Origin of the sequence: Anabaena sp. PCC 7938, from assembly GCF_049315035.1 — a bacterium.
In the GTDB taxonomy this organism is placed as follows: domain Bacteria; phylum Cyanobacteriota; class Cyanobacteriia; order Cyanobacteriales; family Nostocaceae; genus Anabaena; species Anabaena cylindrica.
Window position 1 is genome coordinate 6,233,181 of the sequence record NZ_CP186034.1, and the last position, 26,841, is coordinate 6,260,021.

At 39.9% G+C, this 26,841-nt stretch carries 20 protein-coding genes and 1 pseudogene; 10 read left to right on the forward strand and 11 right to left on the reverse strand.

Going from position 1 to position 26,841, the window contains the following annotated elements; genetic code table 11:
- Window positions 1–70: 70 nt before the first annotated feature.
- A pseudogene (locus ACOWPH_RS27760) lies at window positions 71–1,022 on the forward strand (NAD-dependent epimerase/dehydratase family protein).
- Between the two features lie 316 nt (window positions 1,023–1,338).
- Here ACOWPH_RS27760 and ACOWPH_RS27765 read toward each other — a convergent pair.
- From ACOWPH_RS27765 to ACOWPH_RS27785, 5 genes are all read right to left on the reverse strand, one after another.
- Window positions 1,339–1,839: a pentapeptide repeat-containing protein gene (locus tag ACOWPH_RS27765; RefSeq protein WP_015213336.1), complete on the reverse strand. Its 501-nt coding sequence runs from the start codon at window positions 1,837–1,839 to the stop codon at window positions 1,339–1,341.
- Window positions 1,840–1,938: 99 nt separating this feature from the next.
- Window positions 1,939–2,376 (reverse strand): DUF29 domain-containing protein, encoded by a 438-nt coding sequence (locus ACOWPH_RS27770; RefSeq protein ID WP_015213337.1) that lies wholly within the window; start codon window positions 2,374–2,376, stop codon window positions 1,939–1,941.
- A gap of 14 nt (window positions 2,377–2,390) precedes the next feature.
- Entirely contained in the window at window positions 2,391–2,849 is a 459-nt protein-coding gene (locus ACOWPH_RS27775; RefSeq protein WP_042464639.1) for a DUF29 domain-containing protein, read from the reverse strand.
- A 179-nt stretch (window positions 2,850–3,028) separates the two neighbouring features.
- A complete protein-coding gene (locus ACOWPH_RS27780; RefSeq protein WP_042464641.1) occupies window positions 3,029–3,244 on the reverse strand; it encodes a hypothetical protein in 216 nt (71 codons plus the stop codon).
- Window positions 3,245–3,292: 48 nt separating this feature from the next.
- On the reverse strand, window positions 3,293–7,192 hold the full coding sequence (locus ACOWPH_RS27785) for a hypothetical protein (RefSeq protein WP_015213339.1): 3,900 nt from the start codon (window positions 7,190–7,192) through the stop codon (window positions 3,293–3,295).
- A gap of 540 nt (window positions 7,193–7,732) precedes the next feature.
- Between ACOWPH_RS27785 and ACOWPH_RS27790 the strand changes: the two genes are divergently transcribed.
- Window positions 7,733–12,070 carry a PAS domain S-box protein gene (locus ACOWPH_RS27790; protein WP_015213340.1) on the forward strand — a complete coding sequence of 1,446 codons (4,338 nt, stop codon included), beginning with the start codon at window positions 7,733–7,735 and terminating at the stop codon, window positions 12,068–12,070.
- Window positions 12,071–12,179: 109 nt separating this feature from the next.
- Here ACOWPH_RS27790 and ACOWPH_RS27795 read toward each other — a convergent pair whose 3' ends face one another.
- On the reverse strand, window positions 12,180–13,616 hold the full coding sequence (locus ACOWPH_RS27795) for an FAD-binding domain-containing protein (protein WP_015213341.1): 1,437 nt from the start codon (window positions 13,614–13,616) through the stop codon (window positions 12,180–12,182).
- Window positions 13,617–13,815: 199 nt separating this feature from the next.
- On the opposite strand from ACOWPH_RS27795, the gene ACOWPH_RS27800 reads away from it, so the two are divergent.
- On the forward strand, window positions 13,816–14,370 hold the full coding sequence (locus ACOWPH_RS27800) for an acireductone dioxygenase apoprotein (protein WP_015213342.1): 555 nt from the start codon (window positions 13,816–13,818) through the stop codon (window positions 14,368–14,370).
- Window positions 14,371–14,620: 250 nt separating this feature from the next.
- On the forward strand, window positions 14,621–16,891 hold the full coding sequence (locus ACOWPH_RS27805) for a cation:proton antiporter (protein ID WP_015213343.1): 2,271 nt from the start codon (window positions 14,621–14,623) through the stop codon (window positions 16,889–16,891).
- A 188-nt stretch (window positions 16,892–17,079) separates the two neighbouring features.
- Here ACOWPH_RS27805 and ACOWPH_RS27810 read toward each other — a convergent pair whose 3' ends face one another.
- On the reverse strand, window positions 17,080–17,361 hold the full coding sequence (locus tag ACOWPH_RS27810) for an Hfq-related RNA-binding protein (protein WP_015213344.1): 282 nt from the start codon (window positions 17,359–17,361) through the stop codon (window positions 17,080–17,082).
- Window positions 17,362–17,438: 77 nt separating this feature from the next.
- Here ACOWPH_RS27810 and dapF point away from each other — a divergent pair, with 77 nt between their 5' ends.
- Window positions 17,439–18,278, forward strand: coding sequence for a diaminopimelate epimerase (dapF, locus tag ACOWPH_RS27815; RefSeq protein WP_015213345.1), 840 nt, complete (start codon window positions 17,439–17,441; stop codon window positions 18,276–18,278).
- 53 nt (window positions 18,279–18,331) lie between these two features.
- Complete coding sequence (gene rbsK, locus ACOWPH_RS27820) at window positions 18,332–19,246, forward strand: ribokinase (RefSeq protein WP_015213346.1); 915 nt, start codon at window positions 18,332–18,334, stop codon at window positions 19,244–19,246.
- 49 nt (window positions 19,247–19,295) lie between these two features.
- Here rbsK and ACOWPH_RS27825 read toward each other — a convergent pair whose 3' ends face one another.
- The 3 genes from ACOWPH_RS27825 to ACOWPH_RS27835 form a co-directional block, all read right to left on the reverse strand.
- Window positions 19,296–19,532: a type II toxin-antitoxin system Phd/YefM family antitoxin gene (locus ACOWPH_RS27825; protein WP_015213347.1), complete on the reverse strand. Its 237-nt coding sequence runs from the start codon at window positions 19,530–19,532 to the stop codon at window positions 19,296–19,298.
- A gap of 164 nt (window positions 19,533–19,696) precedes the next feature.
- Window positions 19,697–21,844: a KAP family NTPase gene (locus ACOWPH_RS27830; protein ID WP_015213348.1), complete on the reverse strand. Its 2,148-nt coding sequence runs from the start codon at window positions 21,842–21,844 to the stop codon at window positions 19,697–19,699.
- 69 nt (window positions 21,845–21,913) lie between these two features.
- Entirely contained in the window at window positions 21,914–22,345 is a 432-nt protein-coding gene (locus ACOWPH_RS27835; protein WP_015213349.1) for a nucleoside deaminase, read from the reverse strand.
- 16 nt (window positions 22,346–22,361) lie between these two features.
- Between ACOWPH_RS27835 and ACOWPH_RS27840 the strand changes: the two genes are divergently transcribed.
- A complete protein-coding gene (locus tag ACOWPH_RS27840) occupies window positions 22,362–23,285 on the forward strand; it encodes a nucleoside hydrolase (protein WP_015213350.1) in 924 nt (307 codons plus the stop codon).
- A 151-nt stretch (window positions 23,286–23,436) separates the two neighbouring features.
- Window positions 23,437–23,574: a hypothetical protein gene (locus tag ACOWPH_RS27845; protein ID WP_190645351.1), complete on the forward strand. Its 138-nt coding sequence runs from the start codon at window positions 23,437–23,439 to the stop codon at window positions 23,572–23,574.
- Between the two features lie 368 nt (window positions 23,575–23,942).
- On the opposite strand, the gene ACOWPH_RS27850 is transcribed toward ACOWPH_RS27845, so the two are convergent.
- Window positions 23,943–24,497: an NUDIX hydrolase gene (locus ACOWPH_RS27850; protein ID WP_015213351.1), complete on the reverse strand. Its 555-nt coding sequence runs from the start codon at window positions 24,495–24,497 to the stop codon at window positions 23,943–23,945.
- A gap of 97 nt (window positions 24,498–24,594) precedes the next feature.
- Between ACOWPH_RS27850 and ACOWPH_RS27855 the strand changes: the two genes are divergently transcribed.
- The gene (locus ACOWPH_RS27855; protein WP_015213352.1) at window positions 24,595–25,647 is read left to right on the forward strand and encodes a dipeptide epimerase; all 1,053 of its coding nucleotides are present in this window, start codon (window positions 24,595–24,597) and stop codon (window positions 25,645–25,647) included.
- Entirely contained in the window at window positions 25,631–26,677 is a 1,047-nt protein-coding gene (locus ACOWPH_RS27860; RefSeq protein WP_015213353.1) for a DUF1611 domain-containing protein, read from the forward strand. Before ACOWPH_RS27855 ends, ACOWPH_RS27860 begins: the two co-directional genes overlap by 17 nt.
- Window positions 26,678–26,841 lie beyond the last annotated feature (164 nt).

Sequence of the window (26,841 nt, forward strand, 5' to 3'; positions counted from 1 at the left end):
ATTAGTTTAACTGTTGAATAGTTGGCTCGACTCTGCTTAAAAAAATCAAAAAAATCAAAAACTAAGCGACATGACTAAAATTATCGTTACTGGAGCCGCTGGGTTTATAGGTTCTCACCTGGTTGATAGGTTATTGCAACAGGGAGAAGAAGTAATTGGCATTGATGAAATTAATGATTACTATGATCCACTGTTAAAGCGAAAAAATATTGCTACCTGCGAGCGATCGCCTAACTTTACCTTAATTGAAGGCGATATTCAATTTTTAGATTTACCAAAAATTCTCCAAGATGTAGAGGTAGTCTATCATCAGGCAGCACAAGCTGGGGTGAGAAATTCTTGGGGACAAGGCTTTCGGGCTTACACTGAACGCAATATTAGTGCTACACAAGTGTTGTTAGAAGCTGCAAAAGATGCAAAATCTCTGAAAAGGCTAGTATTTGCTTCTACATCGAGTGTATATGGTGATGCCGAAACTATTACCTACTCATGAAAAAATTGCTCCTCAACCAGTTTCACCCTATGGTATTACCAAGTTAGCGGCTGAAAGATTGTGTGGACTATACCATAAAAATTTTGGTGTACCTTTTGTATCCTTGCGCTATTTCACTGTTTATGGGCCAAGACAACGCCCAGATATGGCATTTCATAAGTTCTTTAAAGCTGTTTTAGAGGATGAAGCAATTCCTGTGTATGGTGATGGACAGCAAACGCGAGATTTTACATTTGTCAGTGATGCTGTTGCTGCTAATTTAGCTGCTGCTACTGTACCAGAAGCCATAGGGGAAATTTTTAATATTGGTGGTGGTAGCAGAGTAGTTTTGGCGGAAGTATTAGATACAATCGAGGAAATTGTTGGTAAGCCTATCAAACGCAACCATATTGAAAAAGCGATGGGAGATGCGCGTCACACTGCTGCTGATGTATCTAAGGCGCGGAAAATTCTGGGATATCAGCCACAAGTTTCTCTGAGGGATGGTTTGAGTAAGGAATGGGAGTGGGTTAAGGGTTTGTATAGTTGAGGCAGTTACCATAAATCTTTTTTGATTTTCCCTAAATTTGGGGAAGGGATGCTTTGTTCTTCTTTTTCCCCTTTTACATTTCTTCCAAAAGTTTGTTGATGTAGAAATATTTGTATAGTTAATTTATAGTTTTCAGTTCTTTTAGATATCTTTAATGTTGGGTTATGCCTCCGGCACACTACGTGAACGTTCCTCAACCCAACCTACAAGATCAGCGATCGCACTAAATGATATTCAAGAAGCAATTGAATCTAGAGATAACGGATTATTGCCTATTAGTACGCCACTTTTAGCCGATCTTTATCCTGCCTCCACTTTATTCCTCAATCACGTTGGTGAGGAGATCTCCTTCAGGCATAATGGTTTTACTCAAATAGCAGGCACACAGGCTATTTCTGTCTGCAAAAGCATTTCTGAGGTTACAGTTGTAGAAGGATGTTTCACCAAAGGAAACTCCTCTGAAGTTAGCACTTGCCAAATCAACGCAATCCATACAAACTTCAGTCAAGTTGCCACTTTCAACGTTGACTCGCTTTAGGCTGGAGTTTCTGACAGTAGCACCGCCCAGGTTGGCACCACTGAGGTTAGAATCATCGAACTCGACTTCCTCCAATAAGATATCAAGCAGGTTGGCACTAGTGAGGTTAGCATTACTCAGGTTTATGCCTCTCAAACAGGCAGCGTACAAATCAGCCCCACTCAGGTTTATATTACTCAAGTTGACTCCTTGCAAATTAGCACGTCTCAAGCTGATTCTAGAAAAATCTCTCTCGCCAGCAGCATAGCGTTGCAACAACTCCTCAGCAGTTATTCTCATCTATATACCTCCACATTAACCAACACACTTAAAATTAAGTTCCTTATCGCTAGTTTCGTTATGTTTTGTGGTGAGATACTTGTCATCAAAGCCGTAATTTTAATCATCCCAAAGTGTATATGTTTGTTCAAAAACTTCATCCCAACTCAGAACTAAAATTTCTGGCTTTTTACCCATTTCGTCTCTAGCATCCTGTTTGGCTGCCGCAAAACACTTATCCCAAATTGAGTTTAAAAAATCTCTATTGAGGCTTGGCATCTCCTCTTGACTATCTGCAATTTCTCGCCGCGCCGAACGAATCGAAATCACCCAACTGGCACTACGTTTTTCAGGCTGACATTTCCATTTGATTATATGTAGCATGAGTCGAGTTAGTTGACTAATCACTGCCCTCTTTTCTGATCGTCCCATTGACTCGGCTAAACTCTCCAAAATATTGTAGGCTTCTGTCATTTGGCCTTCCTGTAGCAATTCTTTTGCTTTCAGTACTGCTAAGTATGGTGATTTAAATACCAGTTCATCCCATGCTACTGTCATGATTTTTGACCTCTCTAGCTTTCTTCTTCCCAAAAATCTAGATTAAGCATTGTTTCTAAATCGGATGGATATTGCCACTGTTCGGGAAAAGTAACCTGTGGATATTCTTTACGCACAGTTTTGAGGGCAATTCTCCAAGCATTATCAAAGCTGGTATGCCACTGATTTTTAAGACTAGGTGCGTCTTGAAACAAAAGCTCTAGTCCATTACGTTGATTGCGAATAGTTTTTTCCCAGCCTCGATAATTTTCGGATAACGGAACATACAGGCGTTTGAGTAAGTGTTCTAGTAAAACGAGCAAACGACTACTGAGTTCCCTTTTTTGTGAAATCCCCAAGGATTCTACCTCTTCAATCAAATTCTCAATATCCAAATTCTGAAAATCTCCTGCTTTGAGCTTAGTCACAGTATCTTCCACCCATAGCAGAATATCCTGCTCGTAAAGCGATCGCTCTTTTCCTAGTTCTTTCATCACTTTGTCTTTACTGTTAGAGTTTCTTCGCAGGTATTTCCAATATATAGCAATTCCCATTCAAGTGAGATACAAGAAGTAAAAATTAAACGCAGATGAACACAGATAACCGCAGATAAATTTGTACCTCATTAAACTAGAAAATGCTATATACTCCTTCTACTTTTTTGATAATTAACCTATTCCCAATTTTCAAATTCGTTGATTGTGTTACGAATGAGGATATTTATTTGGGTACGTCGGGTTTCAAAGTTGGCAGCAATATAAATTAAGAGAATACCAACTAGCAAACCTACTATCCATTTTAAGAAGGAATAACTAAGACTGAAAATCACTCCCAACCCTCCCCTTGGCAAGGGGAGGGTGCGCGATAGCGCGGGTGGGGTGTATTTCATGAGCTTGGGAATTGCTATATACTCCTTCTGCTTCTTTAGATAATTAACCTATTCCCAATTTTCAAATTCGTTGATGGTGTTGCGAATGAGGATATTTATTTGGGTACGTCGGGTTTCAAAGTTGGCAGCAATATAAATTAAGAGAATACCAACTAGCAAACCTACTATCCATTTTAGAAAGGAATAACTAAGACTGAAAATCACTAATTGATAAATGCTGGTGATCAAGAAAGCGGCTGTACCAACATAGAGAAAGGCACGTACTCGCAAAGCTAATCCGGCAAAAATGGCGATGAGGCTGAAAATTCCAGGTATGAGAGGGAGATTTTGGTGGAAAAAGACTGGCCAGCCACAAATTAAAATACTACTTAGCATTCGTAAGCTGTGGCGAATTGATTTAGATTCGGGTAGTCTGAGTTGTTGATCTATTTGGGCAATATATAAGAAAGATAAACCAATAGGTGTGACATACCACAAGCTATCTGTAAGGCCTAAATGATTAAATTCACGAAATAAAGCCCAATCAATTAATGCCACACTCAGATATGTAAAACGCAATTGTGATGTGACTATAGCTAGAAAGATATAAAACCCAGCACACAGAACGAGGGTAATGGGGTAGATTTGTTGTTGGGTTTGCCAAATAATAAATAATGGCAAGATGTATGCGGCTCGTTGCCAAGGTGTTTTTGACCAACCCCAATTTTCCCAAGGTATGATGTAAAGGAAGTAGGCGACTATACAAGCTAATGCACCACGCCAAGGCAGCAACAGTTTACCTATAAAACTTAATACGGGTAACTGCTGCAAGTAAATATTTACAATGGCTGCTTCTATTAAACCCAGGTAAACCCAAATTTCATCTATTTCTACGCCCCAATACCTCTGTACAGGAATATTTAGAGTGTTTTTTCTTCCTTGCCAAATGGCATAGCGCATCAAAAATATCCCTGTGCCTATTCCTACAGAGAGGTTAATTTGAATGGGAACTGTAATAGCAGCTAGGAATAAGCAACTACTCCAAACCCAATGTAGATGAGCAATATTTTTGAGTTCTCCAGGAGTGAGACGTAAGTAACTAATCAGCCAAGGAGAGAGGATGCGGTAAGCATACATGATGGTAGCACCAAGGGCTGACATGGCAATTAATCCATCACCTAATGCTCCTCCTGAGGCTTGGGACATTTGATAAAAGAGGAGTTCATAGGCAGAGATGGATACACCAATGATGCCGAAGTAAAGCAGGGGTTTGAATTCTTCTCTTCTGCGTCCTACGCCAATTAAAATTAAGGCTACACCTAAACTATATAAACCTGTCCAGTCGGTGAAGGTAGTTAATCGCAACAGGACACTAAATGCACCATAGATGAGTGGGAGAATGTGGAAACTACTGGGTAAGTTTGTTGATTGATATTTTCGTCGCCACCATTCCCCGAATAGTTGGGTTGTTAAACCAAGGGCGATATTGGCAATGCCGATTTTAATAATTGAGTGTTCTCCAAACCCTAGTATTTCGGCGGTTAATAATTCTAAACACCAACCGATACCATAAAATGCCCAGTTTGTTGGTTGTTGCCAACTGCGATAGATAATTGCGGTTAAAGTTATAGCTGTGGCGATCAAATAGGGGATTCCGGCAATGGTATTTCCTGAATAAATGAGGAATGAATGTACGGTGATGCCTAATAATTCTAGAATAGTGAGTGCGATCGCCCATTTATCACTCGCAGCTGCATAAATAACCGCTAATTCTGTACCTTTTCGTAAAAGTCCGGTACGCCCTAACCATAAACTTAAGGTACTTATAGCTCCCACTATCAAACAAGTAGATACTGCTAAATTTGGAAAACTCCACAATAAGGCTGCAATAAAACCCAACCCAAAACCAATTGTTAACCCCGCAGTCTCTTCTTTTCTCAAATAGCTAGTATTCACAAACATCACACCTATACCCACACCTAAACCAATTAATCGGGTTTCTGGTAGGAGTAAAGTGAGAAATTGGGCAACTATGACAGCTAAAATACTCAAATAAGCATTAATAATGCGACGCTGTTCTGTAGTGCGAATCCCTAAACCTGTTAATGCTATAGGTGTAATTAACCAAATTACTCCCCAGCGGTTGTAATTGTTGTAATTGTAAATCACGCCATAGGTAGATGATTGCAGATTTACAAATAACAAGGCAAAACTGAAAGCAGCCAGCCCTAAACCAATATACCAAGCACTACGTTTCCAGATGCCTGCACCCAGACTAAATACCCATTCTGCAACCATCACAGTTAACAAAATTGCTGCCCAAATTTCCTGATTTAAATTTGGTGACAGCCAATTGATAGTAGAAAAAAGTGTCAAAATTCCGGTGATATGAGTTAAATAAACTAGAAAAGGCAGGAAAGAATGGCGTTTAGTGACAAGAGCCAGAGTGATGGTAGAAGATAGTAAATTGAGAGTTAGTAATATAGGATTTAGTAAAGCGAACATCGTTAAACAAACCCCTAGTAATAGGGTTAGCTGTTCGCCAAACGTTGCTAATTCCTGCTTTTGATCACGATAGAGACGATCTGTTAACACCAACATTAAAATGATGTAAGGAAATAAAGCAATACTCAATAATGCCCAGGGTTGATTTTGAGAATGGGTAAGATAAGTAGCTGTATTAATTGCTAATTGCTGTAGTTGATCAGGTACTAACCGCCAAATTAGCCAAGTTGTTTGTAAGCCAATCAAGAAAATAGCCGCGACATCAACTTTAAAACTACACCTTTGTAAACGACGGCTACAAACCCACAAACTTATACCACTGACAACCACAGCTTGTGCTGGTTGTGTCCATACCGACATCAACCAACCTAAAAACAGCAAAATTTCCCCTAGCTTTTCCCAAAGTAAGGTGAGTTCAGGAGGTGAAGTCGCTTCTGTTGTCTTTCTTTTCTTCTTCTCTGCTTGGGAGTTGGGGGTGAGATTCTTTTCTGATAACCACATCACTAACCCACCACAAATACCAATAGCTAAACCCAACTGAGTGATATTTACGTCGGTTAGAAAAATTGCCCGTGTTAACAGAGATACTAAAGCATAAATAATTACATAGCTATATAAACCAAAACTCCCACTAAAACGCTGTTCACCTTGATTTTGTTGTGGGTTTTGATAAACAGTAATAATAGTTGTGCCGACCATGGCCAAATATACGGCAATTAGGGGAAATCCAGCTAAATTCCAACCCCAATGCAGATAACTCAAACCCAGAATATTGACCAAAGGTAATTTACCACTGGGGAAATTATTAATAATTGTGCGATCGCAACAAAGTAAAATAGTCATTGTCGATAACAACACAGCAGCAAAAGCCATCACCACCCAATTAATAGGATTTTGCCACAACTTCAAGCTATCCATTGCCCAAAAGTTGACCGGAACTAGCAACAAAGTCGCAATTAACAAAGTCTGTGCTGTCAATCTTAAGTTACTTTGTTTACCCGCCCAGAAGGTAAAACCGCAAAAACTCAAAGTATAAGCTAATAAAACCCCGTACTGTCCAACCGCTGGAAACCTTTCCCACTGACTTGCGGCCAGCACTCCAGAGGAAACTACTACCAAAAATATCCCTAAAAACAGCAACCAGCGGACACTCAACTCTTCTCCCAATGACTGCAACATTGAGGTGACGAAATTGGGTTTTGCTGGTGGTCTCGGTTCTGGAGGTAAGGACGCAATTAATTGTCTACCTACAAATGTAGGCGTAGTCATAGCTACTTGTTGTTCAAGTTCGGCTTGGGGTGCAAATACCACTGCACAAACGAGATACTGGCGACATAGATACTTAACTTGGGCATCAGATATTAAACCCAAACTTAGCCAATGATCTAATCCTGCCAATAACTGGGGATGATCGGACGGTAAGCTGACTTGAATGTTGAGCGGATGGTCAATGGGTGATGACATAAGCCGCAATAGTATAAGTGGATACTGTAATTATGGTGGCAATTAAAGTTTATTTTGGCGCAAATTGTGACACTTAAGTAATCGTACAGAATTAATTACACAAAATCTGTCGGAAATTCTGGACTGGCAAAGAATTGGCAAATAAGCAATATATAATTAATTCTGTCTTGATAGTTATTAGTAGCGTCTCATAATATAGCAATTCCCAATCTCATGAAATACACCCCACCCGCGCTGTCGCGCACCCTTACCAAGGGGAGGGTTGGGGAGGGGTAATTTTGTATCTAACTTGAGGTACATCATAGCCCTCTCATCACTTGCGGGGAGGGATTCTTGTATCTCACTCAACCGATAGATAACCGCTCTATCAAGTCCGGTTAATTAGTTTATGATTAGCTCATCTGTGCAAAAATTGATAAACTCTCTTTCTGTCTGTCTACAATCAACTCTATTTGCTGTAAGCATAGATATTGTCTATATAAAACCGCTATATCCTAGCAGGTAAGAAGCAAAACCACCATTTCTGGATGAGGTAACAAGGTGGCTGGAACTATTCTGACAGCAATTGATTTAGAACCTGCAATTTCTCGCCAACCTCTGACGATCGCACCAACTGCCTGTGTGGTAGAAGCTATCACTTTGATGAGTGCTGGTGGTACAAATTGCTCTTTTAGTTGCGAAATCAACGCAGAAGCAGAACTAATACTAGCTCATGCTCAAAGTAGTTGTGTACTGGTCGTGGAAAACAATCAGTTGATGGGGATTATCACTGAGCGCGATTTGGTGCGACTGAGTTCTCAAGGAATTAATCTAGCAGGTTTAACCATTTCTGAAGTTATGGTATCTCCAGTACTGACTCTGGAAGCTTCAGAATTCACTAACCTATTTGTGCCTCTTAATCTATTTCAGCGTCATCATATTCGCCATTTGCCCTTGGTAAATAAACAGGGAACAGTACTAGGATTGATTACCCCTGAGAGCTTGCGGCAACTGTTACGCCCCATTGATTTATTACATTTGCGTGTAGCATCGGAGGTGATGACTACAGAGGTAATTCACACTCAACCCACCGCCACCATATTTGAAGTAACTCAATTAATGACGGCAAATCGGGTGAGTTCAGTAGTGATTGTAATCGCCAACGAGCAGCGGTTGATTCCTGTAGGAATGATCACTGAGAGAGATATCGTCCAGTTTTTAGCCTTAGAGCTAGATTTTTCTACTATACAGGCACAGACAGTCATGAGTACCCCTGTGTTTTCTGTGGGGGGAGATATTTCCCTATGGTCAGTACGGATGTTGATGCAGGAACGACAAATTAATCGAGTAGTGGTGACAGATGAAGAAAATAGCTTATTGGGCATTGTCACCCAGACAAGTTTATTAAATGTGCTGAATCCGATGGAAATCTACCGCATGGTAGAAACCCTAGAAGAAAAAGTATCTCGATTGGAGTCTGAAAAACTAGAGTTACTGCAAACCCGTAATAAGCAACTAGAACGCCAGGTAACAGAGCGTACCACAGCTTTAGAAGTACAAATAGAACGGGAACGTTTGCTGACCAAAACTTCTACTCAAATTCGATCTTCTTTGAACTTACAGGAAATACTCAGCACAACCGTTACAGAAGTGCGGAAGTTCTTAAAGTGCGATCGCATCCTTGTATATCAATTTCAGCCAGATTGGAGCGGTATTGTTGTCGCTGAGTCCGTTGGTGAAGGCTGGGCTGCATCCATCGCCCATTGCATTGAAGATACCTGTTTTCAGCAGCAGATAATAGAAATGTTTAGCTCAGGGCAGACTATTGCTATTGATAACATCCACAAAACCGGTTATGCAGAATGTCACGTGCAACTTTTAGAGCGATATCAGGTAAAAGCTAATTTAGTTGTGCCAATTTTGGTTTCGGGACAGCTGTGGGGATTGTTAATTGGGCATCACTGTGCAGATTATCGCCACTGGGATACTACTGATTTAACTTTGTTAGACAAAATAGCTATCCAACTAGCGATCGCTATTCAACACGCCACTGCTCACCAAAAAGCCCAAACTGAACTAGCAGAACGGCAAAAAGCAGAAGCAGCCCTGCGGGAAAAAGAAGAGTTTTTACGCGGCATCTATGAAGGCATAGAACAAGCCGTTTTTACCATCGATGTTTTAGAAAATGGCGAATTTCGATTTCTGACATTCAACCCAGCCTGCGAACGTTTAACGGGGATGTTGACTCAAGAAATGCAAGGAAAATCCCCAAAAACAGCAATAAAACAAAATTATACTGATTGTGTCCAGGCTGGAGTCCCTATTTGTTATGAAGAATCTATTTTCTTTCAGGGAAGCATCACCTGGTGGATTACCACTTTAACCCCAATCAAAGATGCTTCAGACCGAATTTATCGCATTGTTGGTACAAGCACGCCTATTACTGAACGCAAGCAAACCGAACTTGCCCTACTCCAAAGTCAATCTCGTTTAGCAGAAGCCCAACGAGTAGCCAAGATTGGCAACTGGGAATTTGATATTGAAACTGAAAAAATTACCTGGTCTGCGGAACTATTCCGAATTTTAAGACGTGATCCGTCTTTGGGAGAACCTACTTATGTAGAGAACCTGCAACTTTACCATCCAGAAGATGCTGAAAAACTTCACCAAGCCGTGGAACGGACAATCTATCAAGGAGAATCTTATCAACTACAGCTGAGAGCCTTGCAGCCTGATGGTTCTTTCCGATTCGTAGAAGTGATCGCTAGAGCCGAACTTAATGATCAGGGAATGATTAAACGATTATTTGGCACTGTACAGGATGTTAATGTGCGTGTCCAGACAGAGAAAGCATTGGAACAGTTAAACCAGGAACTAGAAATTAAGGTTGAAGAACGAACAGCCGCACTGCAAGAAATGAATACAGCAATGCAAAATGCTGTTGAGGGAATCTCGCGGTTAGATACACAAGGATATTATTCTTCTATTAATCCGTCCTATGCTCATACCTGTGGCTATGAACCAGATGAAATGATTGGCATGATGTGGCAACAAACCGTGCATCCAGAAGACATTGCCTACATGGAAGCTGCTTATTACCAAATGCTGAAAATGGGCAAAGTAGAAGCCGAGGCCAGGGGGATTCGCAAAGATGGCACAGTGTTTTATAAGCAAGTAACGATGATTTCTACCTATAACAAGCAGGGGGAATTCATTGGCAATCACTGCTTTATGAAAGATGTGAGCGAACGTAAACGTCTAGAACAAGAACAAAACCGACTCATTGCCATGCTAGAAGCCTCTACCGATTATATTGGCATGGCCAACGCTGATGGTAATATACTCTGGCACAACCGTGAGTTTGGAAAACTTTTGGGTTTAGATAGCGACGCATCAGTAAAAGACAGACGTATTTCTGATTATCATCCCCAATGGGCGCTAAATTTGGTGTTGGAAGAAGGATTACCTGGAGCGATCGCTAATGGCACTTGGGTGGGAGAAACTGCATTACTGAACGCCCAAGGAGAAGAAATTCCCGTATCACAATTGCTCATCGCCCATAAATCTCCCCAAGGAGTGGTAGAGTTTTTCTCGACTATTATCCGTGATATCCGGGTTCGCAAGGAATATGAACAGAGGTTAGAACGTTCCAATGCTGAACTGCTTCGTGCTACCCGCCTCAAAGATGAGTTCCTTGCCAACATGAGTCACGAACTCCGCACCCCCCTGAATGCCATTCTGGGTTTATCTGAAAGCTTACAGGAGGAGGTTTTTGGAAACCTCAATGAACGCCAGAAAAAATCGATCTCGACGATTGAACGCAGTGGCAGACACCTACTGGAATTGATTAACGACATTCTGGATGTCTCGAAGATTGAAGCCGGCAAAGTAGAACTTGACATGACTTCTGTTTCTGTTCTACAACTGTGCAACTCCAGTCTGGCCTTTGTCAAACAACAGGCAATGCAGAAAAATCTTCAACTTAAAACTACTTTTCAAGAAGATCTGGGAGAAATCATTGTCGATGAACGACGGATGCGACAAGTTTTGATTAACTTGCTCATGAATGCAGTTAAATTTACTCCTGCCGGTGGCCAGGTGATACTGGATGTTGGTCTAGAGTATTTAGAAGTCTATCGATCAGATGAAAGTTGTCCTCCAGATCAGCCAAATTTTCTTTATTCCCTCTACTTTTCCATTATTGATACAGGCATTGGCATAGCCGCTACAGATATAGATAAACTCTTTCAGCCCTTTATGCAAATTGACAGCAGCCTGAATCGTAAGTATGCAGGTACAGGGTTAGGACTAACCTTAGTTAGGCAAATCGTCGAACTTCATGGTGCTACCATCACTGTCAATAGCCAACTAGACCAAGGTAGTTGCTTTACTGTGCGTTTACCTCACATCCCCAGACGGACTGTAAGTCCTAAGCCACAAACTTCTCTTGGTTCCAGTGTAATGCAATTTGCAGCCACTATGGAGAACCTACAGCAGACGGATGTCACCCCTGAACCAGTAATTAAGCAACCAGTGATCCTTCTAGCAGAGGATAATTCCGACAATATTGAGACTTTCTGTGCCTATCTTGAAGCTTGTGGCTATCGGTTGATCCTAGCAAATAATGGACATCAAGCGATCGCTCAGGCTACTACTCAAACCCCCAATCTTATTCTCATGGATATCCAGATGCCAGATATGGACGGTTTAGAAGCAATACGCCAGATTCGCGCTAATCCTCAACTAGTCTCGATGCCAATTATTGCCCTTACTGCCTTAGCTATGCCCGGTGATAAGGAAAAATGTCTCCAAGCTGGTGCTAACGAGTATTTAAGTAAACCCGTAAAACTGAAACAGATGGCAAATATGATCCAAAAACTGTTAACGGGAATAATTTAATAATTAGGACTTGCTGTTCGCGGAGCGTGCCGTTAGAGGATGTTTGAAAACTTTGTCGTGTGGTATCTAACACTTGTAGATCCCCTATTTAAGGGAGTAGGGCGTAGTTTTAAATCGTAGCTTTCTGTTCTTTATATATCTCCTTAAACAAAGCCTGTTGCTTTTTATGATCTACAATTGGTGCAGGATAACCAATAGAACGACGCTCTAAAGGTGTAATATTACCACTTACTAGATACTCTGTATCTACAGATTTTAATTCTGATACCCATTGGCGAATATATTCCCCTTCTCCATCAAATTTTTGTGCTTGACTTGCTGGGTTAAAAATCCGTAATGGTTTCGGGTCCATGCCACTCGAAGCGCTCCATTGCCAACCACCATTATTAGCAGATAAATCACCGTCAATGAGTTTCTGCATAAAATATTTTTCTCCCCATTGGGGATTTATAATTAAATCTTTAGTTAAAAAACTGGCAACTATCATCCTACATCTATTGTGCATCCAACCTATTTCATTTAATTGCCGCATGGCTGCATCAACTATTGGATAACCCGTTTTCCCTTCACACCAAGCTTGAAAATGTTTTTCATTATTTTGCCATGGGAAACTTTTGAAACTATCTCGATATGCGCCATCAGCTAAATCTGGGAAATAGTACATGGCGTGTTGATAAAATTCTCTCCAAGCTAATTCTTGTTGCCAGGTGCGAATACTTGCTGTTACTTCTTCACTATTACTATTTTCTAATGCTTCTATTGTTGCCTGCCAAACAGTACGGATACCAATGACACCAAATTTCAAAGCTGCACTTAATTGTGATGTGCCATCAATGGCAGGAAAATTGCGCTGTTCTTGATATCCATTTATCATAGAATGGGTAAAAGTTTCTAAACGTTCCTGTGCTGCTGCTTCCCCTGGTTCAATAACTAATTCTCCATCCCAAATAAAGCCTAAATCTTGAGCAGAAGGTAAATTAATTGCACCTGCTTGTTGAGCAATTTCTTGTTCTTGTGCTGTTAAACCTGCAAAATTTGGTAGCGTTTCTACTGGAGTTGCTTTCGGTTTACTAATCCAATTTTTCCAGAAAGGAGTATAAACAGTATAGGGAGTTTTAGAACCACTAAAAATTTCTGTTGGTGAATGAAGTAACTGATCCCAATTGTGGTTGAGAAACTGAATCCCTTTTTCTGTTAAAGAATCAATAACGGCTATATCTCGTGTTTGCGAATATGGTTCTACATCCCAATTCCAAAATACTGCTTTTGCTTGTAATGCTGCCGCTAAATCGGGAATGACGCTGACTGGATTACCTTGCAAAATTAACAATTGACTGCCAGCTTGGTTATATCGCTTTTGCAGTGCTTGTAAACATCCAATCATATAAGTGACTCTAGCTGGAGCTATGTCATCTCGTTGTAAAATATCAGGATCAAGGCAAAACACACCTACTACCTTTGCACTCTGTTCTCTGGCTTTAGCCAGTCCTGTATGATCGGAAATACGTAAATCCCGGCGATGCCAAAATAAAATTAGGTCAGACATTCGTTCTTGATGCAGTTTATTTGTACTAGTTTAGAACTAAAAGTAGTATTTAGCATCACTCCACTGAGTAAATTTATAAGATACACTTATGAAAATTAGGTATTTTAAAAAACGCCATTTACTCGGTCGGAATAGTGGCGTTTTTATGTAAAGTTAAGTATACTATCCTTAACAGATTATTTAGTATTTTGATTTTGTCATGGCGACTCTATTACTGGACGACGGGACGATTGAGACTGATTTAAATCTAATAATAGATGAATTAGCACCTTTAGGAATCGAAATCAGACATTATGACCCAGGAACATCGTTGCTGTTTCCACACCTACTAGACCAAGATGTGGTGACAGAAGCAGAGAAGCGTTATGCTGTGGGACTGCATAACAGTGTGTTTGAGTTTCTACAGCAAGAAAACGGTTATGTATGGTGTGACTTGCTGAATGTTCATCCAGGTTCACCCAATCTAGAAACACTGATAGCAACCTATGGACGTTACCACACTCATACTGCGGCTGAAGCTGTCTATTTATTAGCAGGAGAGATGATTTATGGTTTTGTTAAACCTGATGGTAGTCAAGTAAAGCTATTAATTGAGGCACAAGACTATATTCACATTCCATCGGCAGTTGAACACTGGAGTAGTCCTTCTGCATTGTTGAATTTTAAAGTGATTCGCTATTTCACAACTGTAGAGGGTTGGATGCCAAATTATACAGGAACTCAGTTGAGTGATTTGCTCAATCAACCACGCTGAGAAAGTTTCATTAAAATATGAAAACACATTTAAAAGCATCTACTAATTTCTTTCTCGCGCCGCTGATTATATAAACATATTCACCTCCCCTCCCCTGAAGGACATAAAAGTTTGTATGCTGAGTTGATATATAGGATTCCTATTTGATTGTTGAAATTTACATAGTTGGGAAATGCCCACTTACACTACTTAAGATTTTTCACAAATGATTTAGGATTCTTATAGTTCTTCATAGTTCTGATAAAAACTGGTGCAAGAGGATTTTCGGTTAATTGTTGATTTGGTGTCGGTTCTTGCAGTCGCTGCCTGTGGTGGACTGCTGGCTGCTTTATTAAAACAACCTGTACTGCTGGGGTATCTGATTGGCGGTATGGTCGTGGGGCCTGCCGGACTGGGGGTAATTAAAGAGGTTGTGCAGGTAGAAACTCTGGCTCAGTTTGGAGTGGCTTTTTTGTTATTCGCTTTGGGTGTGGAGTTTTCCTTTGGGGAACTGAAGAAAGTAAAAGCGATCGCACTTGGAGGAGGTGGACTACAAATTATCCTCACTATTCTCATCACCGTTTTGGTGTGTGGGATCACAGGTGCTTGGGGAACTTTACCCGCAAAAGGTGTATTTTTAGGTTCAATTCTGTCCTTGTCTTCCACCGCAGTTGTTCTCAAGTGCTTGATGGAACGCAACGAAACAGAAACACCCCACGGTCAAGTCATGCTAGGGATTTTGGTAGTCCAAGACTTGGCTTTGGGGCTGATGTTAGCAGTATTACCAGCCCTGCACGAACCTGGAGAAGTCCTGGGGATGGCAGTACTAACAGCTTTGGTGCGAATTGGTCTATTTGCAGCCGGTGCAGTTGTGGCCGGAATTTGGTTAATTCCCCCTTTGCTTAAACTCATAGCCCGCACTGAAAGCCGGGAGTTATTTTTATTAGGGGTGGTGACTTTATGTTTGTGTATTGCCCTACTGACTGAATATTTGGGTTTATCAATTGAAATGGGGGCATTTGTCGCCGGTTTGATGATTTCTGAGGTGGAATACGCTGACGAAACTCTAACTATTGTTGAACCTTTACGGGATATCTTCGCTAGTTTATTTTTCGCTGCTATTGGGATGTTAATCGACCCAGTATTTTTGTGGAACAATCTAGAATTGATTCTCGGCTTGGTGGGACTCGTTTTTATTGGTAAATTTTTAATTATCACTCCCCTAGTTAAATTGTTCGGCTATCCACTGAAAACAGCTTTAATTGTGGGGTTGGGACTGGCACAAATTGGGGAATTTTCCTTTGTGCTGGCTAGTGAAGGACAGGCTTTAGGGTTGGTGTCCCGACGCATATATTTACTAATTTTGGGAACTACCGCAGTCACGCTGATGTTGACTCCTTTTGTTTTGCGGTTGGTACCATTTTTATTCAATTTTGCGGAATCAATGCCTTGGTTGAAACCTTATTTAGAAGAAGATCAGGTGCGTGATGTTTCGGAAGATTTACCACGCCAAGACCATATAGTAGTCTGCGGTTATGGTCGCATTGGTAAGAATTTGGTGAAGTTGTTACAACAAAATAATTTACCTGTGGTAGTCATTGATCAAGCAGAAAGTCGGATTCAGCAATTACGGGATGCGGGAATACCTTATGTTTATGGAAATGGGGTGAGTTTTCATGTTTTGGAAACTGCTGGGGTGAATGATGCTCAAGGAATGGCGATCGCTCTCCCAGATCCTGCTAGTATCCGTTTATGCTTGAAACGGTCTTTGGAATTATCACCGGAATTAGATTTAGTTGTCCGTGCTACCCAAGATAAAAATATTGAGATCCTTTACCAATTGGGGGCTAGGGAAGTTGTCCAACCAGAGTTTGAAGCTAGTTTAGAAATGGCTACTTACTTACTCAGTCGTGTTGGTTTGTTGCCAGAAGTGGTACAACAGCAAATGCAGGAAATCCGCAAAGACCATTATTTAGATTTGCGTCCTGAACGTTCTGCTGCTGAGGTTTCTGAATATTTACAGGAAGTAACCCGCGATTTAAATCGTCGTTGGTATGACTTACCGTCGGGTTCTCCGTTGATTGGGATGACTTTAGAAGAAGCCGATATGCGCTATCTCATTGGGGTGAGTTTAATGGCTATTCGTCGCCATACTGGGGAGGAGATTGATTATCCTAATAGTCAGATTAAACTAGAAGCGGGCGATCGCTTGTTAGTTGTGGGTGCCAGTGAGGAATTAGCAGCTTTAGCAGAGTTTGCTCAGGGAAATGCTGCTATTCCTGGAGAACGTAATGCTTGTCAATGGATAAGTGTTCCCGCAAATTGTCCTATTTTGGGCAAAACTCTGGCAGATTTAACTGTTGATGAACATTATGGGGTAAAAGTCCAGGCAATTCGGCGAGATGGCAAATTTATCCGCTTTCCTCGTGGCAATATGGATTTGAGAATAGGTGATCAAGTTCTGCTTTGCGGTAGTTTAACCAGTTTGAATGAACTCCAAGAATTTTTTACTCCTTCTTGTGAGTTACCTGTGATTCCGTAGCGGTGGGGGATGTTAAATTAGCTTTTACTCTTTTGCTACAAGAAGAATATGGATTAAATGAACCGCGAAGGAAGAAGGAAGAAGGATAAGTAATTTTGCTTGTGTAAGGCGTACATTGCAAAAAAGTTTAAAAACTGAATTAAGCTGTCTTCACCTCTGCTCCCTGCCCCCTGCCTCTTTCCTTCCTGCTAGTCTATGTTGGCAACTTCAACGCTGGCTTCTCGTGGAATTAATCCTCTTTCTAATACTGCTTCACTGCGAGATTTCATATAGACTATCGCTAGTTTCCAAACAATTATTTGCTCGTTGTTGCTATCTACAATACACACACAATTGTGATCTTGCCAAAAAACCTGACCTATGATTAGGTCCCCAGTCACTAGTTTGAATTCGACTGTTGGTTTTTGTTTAATCCAAGTTTGCACTTGTCGAATGCTAGGTAGGCTCGTATTAAAGTCGGTTGTTGCCATTTTTGGTAATGATATATGTACGAGGGATAATGTTTAAATCAGCACTCATCTATCTTTGATAATTCATCTAGGGAAAAATGGCAATCGAATTTACTAAGTATCATGGTCTGGGTAACGATTTCATCCTCATTGATAACCGTTCTGCTTCTACACCAGTCATTAAACCAGAGGAAGCTGTGAAGTGGTGCGATCGCCATTTTGGTATTGGCGCTGATGGTGTTATCTTTGCTTTACCAGGTGAAAATGGTGCTGACTACACTATGCGGATTTTTAATTCCGACGGTTCAGAACCAGAAATGTGCGGTAATGGCATTCGTTGTTTGGCAGCATTTTTAACTGAGTTAGAAGGTGTATCCCGCACTAAAGACTATTATCGCATTCATACTTTAGCAGGTGTGATGACTCCCCAACTCACTGATGATGGTCAAATTAAGGTGGATATGGGTTTACCTCGGTTACTCGCGCAAGAAATTCCTACTACTCTTGCTGCTGCTGATAGTAAGGTGATTAATCAACCTCTAGAAGTGGCAGAAAAAACTTGGGATGTTACCTGTGTCAGTATGGGAAATCCTCACTGTATCACTTTTGTTGAGGATGTTGCGGCTATTCCTTTAGAAACCATTGGCCCCAAATTTGAACATCACCCAGCTTTTCCCCAAAGAATCAACACAGAATTTATTGAAGTTGTTAACCGTAATTATTTAAAAATGCGGGTTTGGGAACGAGGTGCGGGTATTACTTTAGCCTGTGGTACAGGTGCTTGCGCTGTTTTGGTGGCTGGAGTTTTGAATGATTTGTGCGATCGCACAGCTACAATTGAATTACCAGGCGGTCTTTTGGAAATCGAATGGTCAGAAGTTGATCAACGAATTTACATGACCGGGCCAGCCGAACGGGTCTTTACAGGTAAATTTTAGCCTGTGGGGGCGTATCGCAATACGTCCCTGGTTTTCAAACCTTTCACTTTATTATGACTATTATCGTCTTTGGCAGCATCAATATAGACTTAGTAACAACAACCCCCCGCTTACCAATTGCTGGTGAAACCCTACTAGGAGAAACCTTTTTTAAAACACCAGGAGGTAAAGGTGCAAATCAAGCCGTCGCATTAGCAAAATTGGGAATTCCTACCCACATGATAGGACGTATAGGTGCTGATAGTTTTGGTGAAGAACTCATCGAAAATTTGCAAGTCTCCGGTGTCCAAACTAATAATATTTTAATTACTGAAAATGTTAGTTCTGGGGTTGCTATCATCACTGTAGATCATAGTGGAGAAAATCACATAGTTGTCATTCCCGGTGCAAATGCACAAGTTAATCAAGATGATATAGAAAGATTAACTCATTTATTACCAGAAGCAACAGCCATACTTTTACAATTAGAAATTCCGATTGATGTCGTTGTTAAAGCTGCCAAATCTGCAAGGAAAGCAAATATTACCGTAATTCTTGATCCTGCACCAGCACAATCTCAATTACCAGATGAACTTTACCCACTCATAGATATTATCACACCCAACGAAATAGAAGCGAGTCAATTAGTAGGTTTTCCTGTCAATGGAGAAGAAACAGCAGCAAAAGCAGCAACTATTTTATTGCAACGGGGAGTAAAGTGTGCGGTGATAAAGTTGGGTGCAAAAGGTGTTTATTGTGCCACTACTGATCAAAATTTCTTTATCCCAGCTTTTCCAGTTCAAGCAGTTGATACAGTTGCTGCTGGTGACGCTTTTAATGCAGGTTTAGCAGCAGCACTTTTTCACAAACTCCCTTTACGCGAAGCAGTGATTTGGGGTGCAGCAGCAGGTGCTTTAGCAACAACAAAATTAGGGGCGCAGAGTTCTTTACCTGATAGAATGACTTTAGAGAAGTTTTTACTAATGTAGGCGTGTTCAATATATCTCTACTTTCAATTACCAATATCCTCATTCTAACTCACTGTTGTAACTCCCGATCACATTCTTCAATCGGTGTTGCTAGTCCTTCTTTAATTGATTCCCGCATCCCCGGAATTGAGAGAAGATAGAGGCTTTCCTGTATAGATGCCCAATCTGCTTCCGATAATAATACTGCATTGCTACTTTGTCCAGCAATAATAATGGGTTGATGAGACTGATTCACCGAATCAATTAGATCCTGTAACTGCTGTTGAGCATCATTAATTGGAATCATAGTCCTCCATCTGTCAATTATGCTTCTTTCTATGTAATATAATAATATGAAAATTAATCCTGTTAATCCTTTAATCCTGGATATCCTGATTCAGACAATTAAATTTTAATAAAAAACGGTGCATAATATTTGATTAACACACGCTACATGGATAATTATTGATTTTAAGGAAATGGTTGACTTAGACTTTCTCCTCTTTCTATCATTTCATATTCTTTAATATATTGCTGTAGAGCTAGTTTCTGATTTTCTGCTAAACCTGTATCTTCTGCTAAACTCCTAACTCTGTTAATAATTTCAGATGCTTCTAAATAATATGAAAGCCACTGAGGATATAGTCTATAAAGTTTTGTATTTTGGACAAAATTATTTTCTATTACTTCTACTAAATCTTTGTCTTTTTCAATAACTTTTTGAACCCATTGTTTGATTTCTTCTACGCCACATAAATCACGCCAAAAAGCTAGTACAGATCGTAATTTAGGAACTTTTAAAAAGTTGAACTGTATTTTATCTTGATATGCAGCTTTTTTTATCTTATCTAAAGCTACTTGCTCTAATTCTTCTAGTTGTTGTGAATTAACAAGCCTTTCTTCTTCGGGTTTACTCCTTGTAGCTTCATATTTACTATGCTGTTCTCCAAGAGAAATAACTTGCCAAACTATTGTAAATATTGCTTGTCCTTTTTGCATTGATTCCTGAAGAATTATCCCACGTTTCTCTTTTTCTATTCTTTCTAAAAGCTGATGAATCAAAAACTCTATTTCATATTCATTACCCATAGCAAAACTTGAGTTTATTTGATCCTCTAATCTCAGCAGATTATCACCAACTTTAAATAAAGCTTCTAAAATTGAAGGGACACAATTTAAAGGAATATCTTTTTCATCCAAATCCCTCAAACGGTTCAAAAACAATTTTACTCTACTTGTACCATCAGGGCGGATTTGATTGGAAAATTCTAATAATTTTTCAGCAAATGCCTGAGAATCACTTGCTAATGTTAATATAGCTTTCATTTCAGAATTTGATATATCACCTTCTGGTATTGATAGGTGAAAATATCGAGGGAATATTTCTCCAACAGATATACGAAGTTGGTTATTATCTTTTGCTAATTCCTGACTCATTATGATGACACCTGGGTGTTCTATAGGAGTTCTGATTCCGGGAAAAATTAGCCTCATTATATTTTTTACTGCTTTTTTATCCTTCTTATTGATTTGGCTAATCCAAGAATCATGAAATATTTTACGTTCTTCTTCACTCATATAACTAGAGGCTGTCTCATAAAGCATATAACCCGAAAATAATTCAGAATTATGGCGGACTATATTGTAAATCAATGGACAAAATACTCTGATAGTTTCAATTGCAATAAAATCAACAAAGTTAACTTCTCCCTTGACTGCTGGATATGTTACCATCAAAGTATTTATTAACCGACGAATACTGCGAGGTGTAGTGATAAAATGTTCTATGCCTTGCAAATAGACATCTCGCCAATGGTCTTCTTGAAATAGCTCTTCTGGAGTATCAGCAAATATTTTCTCTATATCTACTTCAAATATTTTGCGAAGTGAGAATTTATCTGGAAGAGGTAACTCAAAGGGAACTTGAACAATTTTTTCAAGGTAGGCTTCACCATCAATTTTCTGTATATCTTCAAGTGCTTTAACGACAACTTCTTTGTCGAATAGCAACAGATAAATAACATTAGGAAAATTAGCGACTGCTTTTATTACTCGAAATAGTTGTCTAATCTCTTCAGCAGTCAGCCTATCAATATCATCAATTACGATCAATATTTTCTTATTTTCTTTCCTCAGTAATTCCTCTACCTCTTTCTTTAATTTATGGATATCTTTTGGTTGTATTATTGTATTTACAGTCGCAGCAAAGCCTTTTGTCAATAAACCGGGAATTGGTGCAACCCTTTCAGCCAAACTTGTTAGTAATTCTTTAGCATTTGCATCTAAAGATTGCCATTTATCATATAAAACACCTAGCAATTGATCGAAAAAGCTTTTAGTGAGATCTTCTTGTCCTGAAAACCACCAGGGATTAAAAGGTACAATAATCGGCTGTTCCTCTTCTGGCTTCTGTTCAAGATAGTGAACTATAAAATTTAATAAGGTTGATTTACCTGAACCCCAAGGAGCATAAACTGCCATCACTAAACCATCTGAAGGAGACATTTTGCAAATGCTTTTAGCCAGATTCTCAGCAAAGGAAGCATATCCTAATTTGTCATCTTTTGGATTAGTTAAAGGGTTATCTGCCGATAAAATATTTAAATCTTCAGTTTCCAAGTTAGAATTACTCCTTATCTCTGAGATAGATTTTTAATCCTGCTAAAACGTAGCAGATTCCCGACTTCTTCAATTCCCAATATCCTCATTCCATAATTCTGGTTTTTCTGTAATAAATTCACTCATCATATTTTCGCATTCATCAAGGTTTAAATCAACGACTTCCACCCCATGAGAAATCATAAAATCTTTCGCACCAGGAAAGGTTTTTGATTCTCCAGCAATTACTTTTTTAATGCCAAATTGTACCACCGCACCAGCGCATAAATAACAAGGCATTAAGGTAGAATATAATGTTGTACCTTTGTAATTGCCAATTCTCCCAGCATTCCTTAAACAATCAATTTCGGCATGGGTGACAGGATCACCATCTTGTACCCGCTTATTATGTCCTTTACCGATAATTTTACCGTCTTTGATCAAAACAGAACCGATAGGGATTCCCCCTTCTTCTCTGCCTTGTTTAGCTTCGCTAATTGCAGCTTGCATAAATTCGTCCATTTGATAAACTCCTGATATGAAAAAACAACTGGTATTACTAGATCATGATGGCGGTGTAGATGATTATTTAGCAACTATGCTATTGCTGACAATGGATCATATCCAACTTCTTGGCATTGTTGCAACTCCCGCTGATTGTTATATTCAAGCATCTGTTAGTGCTACTCGTAAAATTATTGATTTAATGGGATTTTCTCATATTCCAGTTGCAGAAAGTACTGTGCGGGGAATTAATCCTTTTCCTCGTCTTTATCGTCGTGATTCTTTTATTATTGATCGTTTACCTATTCTCAATCAAGAAGAAACTATTAACACGCCTTTAGTTGCACAAACAGGTCAAGATTTTATGGTGCAGGTGTTACGGGAAGCATCAGAACCAGTCACGTTGATGGTAACTGGCCCTTTAACAACTGTAGCTGTAGCTTTAGATCAAGCACCGGAAATTGAAGAAAAAATTGCCAAAATTGTTTGGATGGGAGGTGCTTTGAATGTACCAGGAAATGTGGAAAAAAGTCTAGAAGCAGGACAAGATGGTTCTGCGGAATGGAATGTTTATTGGGATGCAGTTTCAGCCGCACGAGTTTGGGAAACACAAATTGAAGTTATTATGTGTCCTTTGGATTTAACTAATAATGTACCTATGGCATTAGAGTTATTAAAAAAAATTACTAGACAACGCCAATATCCTATTTCAGATTTAGCAGGTCAATGTTATGCTTTAGTTGCACATCAAGATTATTATTTTTGGGATGTTTTGGCAGCGGCTTATTTAGGTAAACCTGAATTTTATGAATTGCGAGAATGGGAAACAGAAATTATTACTACTGGTGTTAGCCAAGGACGAACTAAAGTAGTATCAGGAGGTAAGAAAATTTACGCGATGGATAAAGTAGATAAAGAGTCTTTTTACGCTTATATTTTACAGCAATGGGCAAGATAAATAATTCGTAATTCGTAATTCGTAATTCGTAATTATTTCTCGTTCCCATACTCTGTATGGGAATGAATTCTATAAGGCTCTGCCTTCCCATGATATAGCCTTTCCCACTCTAGTTAGATACAAAATTACCCCTCCCCTTGGTAAGGCTACGGTGTACACACATCCTTATCCAGAGATGGTTTCCAGTCCTGAGAAAAGGATTCAAGTCACCGCAGACCCCAAACCAAAGCATGAATTACACGAATTTTTTGAGGTTTATAGCCAGACTAACCGCCAAGTTAAGCCGTAATCTTCAACTCACAACTGATGTTAACTCCCTAATTCTGAAATTATGCGGTGGTGAAGCTTAAATTTCCGGCTGAAAAAAGGCTCAAACCTATGCCAGGATTACTTGTGTGTACACCGTAGCCTTGGTAAGGGGAGGGTGCGCGATAGCGCGGGTGGGGTGTATTTCATGCGCTTGGGAATTGCTATATAGCGGTTCTCGGTTGAGTGAGATACAAGAACCTCATCCCCTCCCTGCAAGCGATGAGGGGGCTATGATGTAACTCATTCAAGTGCATACCACTATAGCTTTAGGCAGAGCCTATATATAGCATTCCCAGTCGGAGACTGGGAACGAGATAAACGAGATAAAACGGTATTTATAATTCGTAATTATCCCTGCTTGAGGAAATTTAAACCTAAGAAAAGGGCTGCTACAGTTCCAGCTACAGAGATTTCTCCTTGAGAAATTTTATCTAATACTGATTTTATGGGAATTAAAACAATTTCAATTTCTTCGGTAATATCTAGATTTTGTTCGCCTACTTTGACGGCATTTGTTGCTAAAAATAAATGTATTTGATTGGTGTCTTTGCTCGGTTTGTCATAAAGAGTGCCAATTTTTTGTAAATTCTGGATAGTATAACCTGTTTCTTCTCTTAATTCTCTGATTGCTGCTATTTCTGCACTTTCTTTGGTGGGATTAAAGTTTCCTGCGGGTAGTTCTAAAAAAAATTCCCCTACAGCGTGTCTGTATTGACGAACAAAAATTATTTCTTGTTGATTAGTAATCGGTAAAACCAGTGCAATATCTGGTTTAATACTGATAAAATAGTCATCTATAATTTGCCCATTAGGCAATTCTATTTTATCTTGTCTAACCTTACACCAGTGATGATCTATAATCATGTTTGATGCTAAGGTTTTCCATTTTCGTAAATGAGTCATGTTTACAGTTAAGATATACAGTCAACACAATAAAATTGTAACATTCTCATCCTTCTCTCAGCGCCTCAGCGTCTCTGCGTGAGCATAAATCTTGAATATGAAAATACTTGTCAAATTATTCACTGTTAACAAACGATTTCCATTAACCATTAGTAGAGGAACAACAGCACAGACAACTAATGTGTGGGTGCAGATTTCCCATGATGGGATTGAAGGTTGGGGGGAAGCATCACCTTTTGGTGTGGGCGATCGCAGACAATCTACTGATACAATAAAAGAATCTTTGCTGCAAATCACCCCTATATTGCAAGCATTTAGCCCTTGGGAACGGCAGCAGATAGAGAAAGTATTGGCTCAAAAACAGTTTCCTTCTGCGGCTAGGGCGGCTGTAGATATGGCTCTGTATGATTGGATGGGTAAACATCTGGGGCTACCTCTATGGCAACTTTGGGGACTGGATAGAAAGGCGATCGCACCAACTTCGGTAACAATTGGTATTAATTCCCCAGAAGGGGCTGCTGCGAGGACGAGAGACTGGTTAGAATACATGGATGTGCGGCTGTTAAAAGTGAAGTTAGGTTCCCCAGCAGGGATAGATGCAGACAGGAAAATGTTGTTAGCTGTGCAGCAAGAAGCACCAGAAACAGAATTATTTGTAGATGCTAACGGGGGTTGGAATCTCGCAGATGCGATCGCAATGTCTCTTTGGTTAGCTGATTTAGGTATAAAATATATAGAACAGCCATTACCACGGGGTCAAGAAAACAATTTAGCTACCCTGAAGGAGCATTCCCCTTTACCAATTTTTGTAGATGAAAGTTGCTTTACCAGTACTGATATTCCTGAATTAGCCGACTATGTGGATGGTATCAACATCAAGCTTATGAAATCTGGGGGTTTAAGCGAAGCCATGAAAATGGTACATACAGCCAAAGCACATGGTTTAAAAGTGATGTTTGGCTGTTATTCCGATAGTTCACTGGCTAATACAGCAGCTTTACAACTTGCACCTTTAGCTGATTATTTAGATTTAGATAGCCACCTCAATTTAATTGATGACCCTTTTATGGGTGCAGTGGTGCATGAAGGACGAGTTTTACCTAATGATTTACCTGGTTTGGGAGTAAAATATAGTGCGTCTGCCGCTTAATCAAAAAACAGCAATTTTACTGCATGAGGGACTCAGTGGTACTCAGGGTAAAACCGGTTTGTCCATTTTACGCTACAGTGAAGCCCCAATTGTCGCAGTTATTGACCGTGAATCTGTTGGTAAATCTTTATCAGAGTTAACAGGTATCAAGCGTGATGTTCCCATTGTGGCATCTGTAGCGGCAACGTTTCAGTATATGCCGGAAGTATTAGTAATTGGTATTGCTCCCAAAGGTGGGTTAGTACCAGATAATTACTGGCCTGATATTAAAGAGGCTCTTAAAGGGGGAATGTCTTTGGTTAACGGTTTACACACACCTTTAGCTAATATCCCGGAGTTGAATGCACTTTTAAAACCAGGACAGTTAATTTGGGATGTACGCAAAGAACCGGCTAATTTAGATGTCGCTTCCGGGTTAGCCCGGACTCTTCCCTGTCGTCGGGTGTTGACGGTGGGGACTGATATGGCGATTGGTAAAATGTCCACTAGTTTAGAATTACATTGGGCTGCAAAGTTGCGGGGTTGGCGTTCTAAGTTTTTGGCAACTGGCCAAACTGGTTTAATGTTAGAAGGTGATGGTGTAGCTTTGGATGCTGTGCGGGTAGATTTTGCTGCGGGTGCTGTAGAACAGTTGGTAATGCGTTTTGGTAAACACTACGATATTCTGCAAATTGAAGGACAAGGTTCTTTGTTGCATCCCGGTTCGACTGCAACTTTACCGTTAATTCGTGGTTCTCAACCAACACATTTGGTATTAGTTCATCAAGCAGGACAAACTCATAACCGCAATAATCCTCATGTACCAATTCCACCATTACCAGAAGTAATTAAAATGTATGAAATGGTGGCTAGTGCTGCGGGTGCTTTTGCTAAAGTTCCTGTGGTGGGTATAGCGTTGAATACTAGAAATTTAGATGAAGCTGAAGCCAGGAGTGCGATCGCTCAAACTACAATAGAAACCGGGCTACCTTGCACAGATCCTGTGCGTTTTGATGCTGGTTTATTGTTAGATGCAGTGATGCGGGGTTAGGGTATTAGTACAACGCGGCGGAAATAAAGCTACTATTCTCAGTTGCTCAAAGCCGCGTAATATAAAGATTTCTGATTTTAGGTAAGAGGGGAAATGAGCGATCACACTTATTACTAATTGCACTTTCAAGGCAATTCGCCTATTTCTCAAAAACCTGGATATTA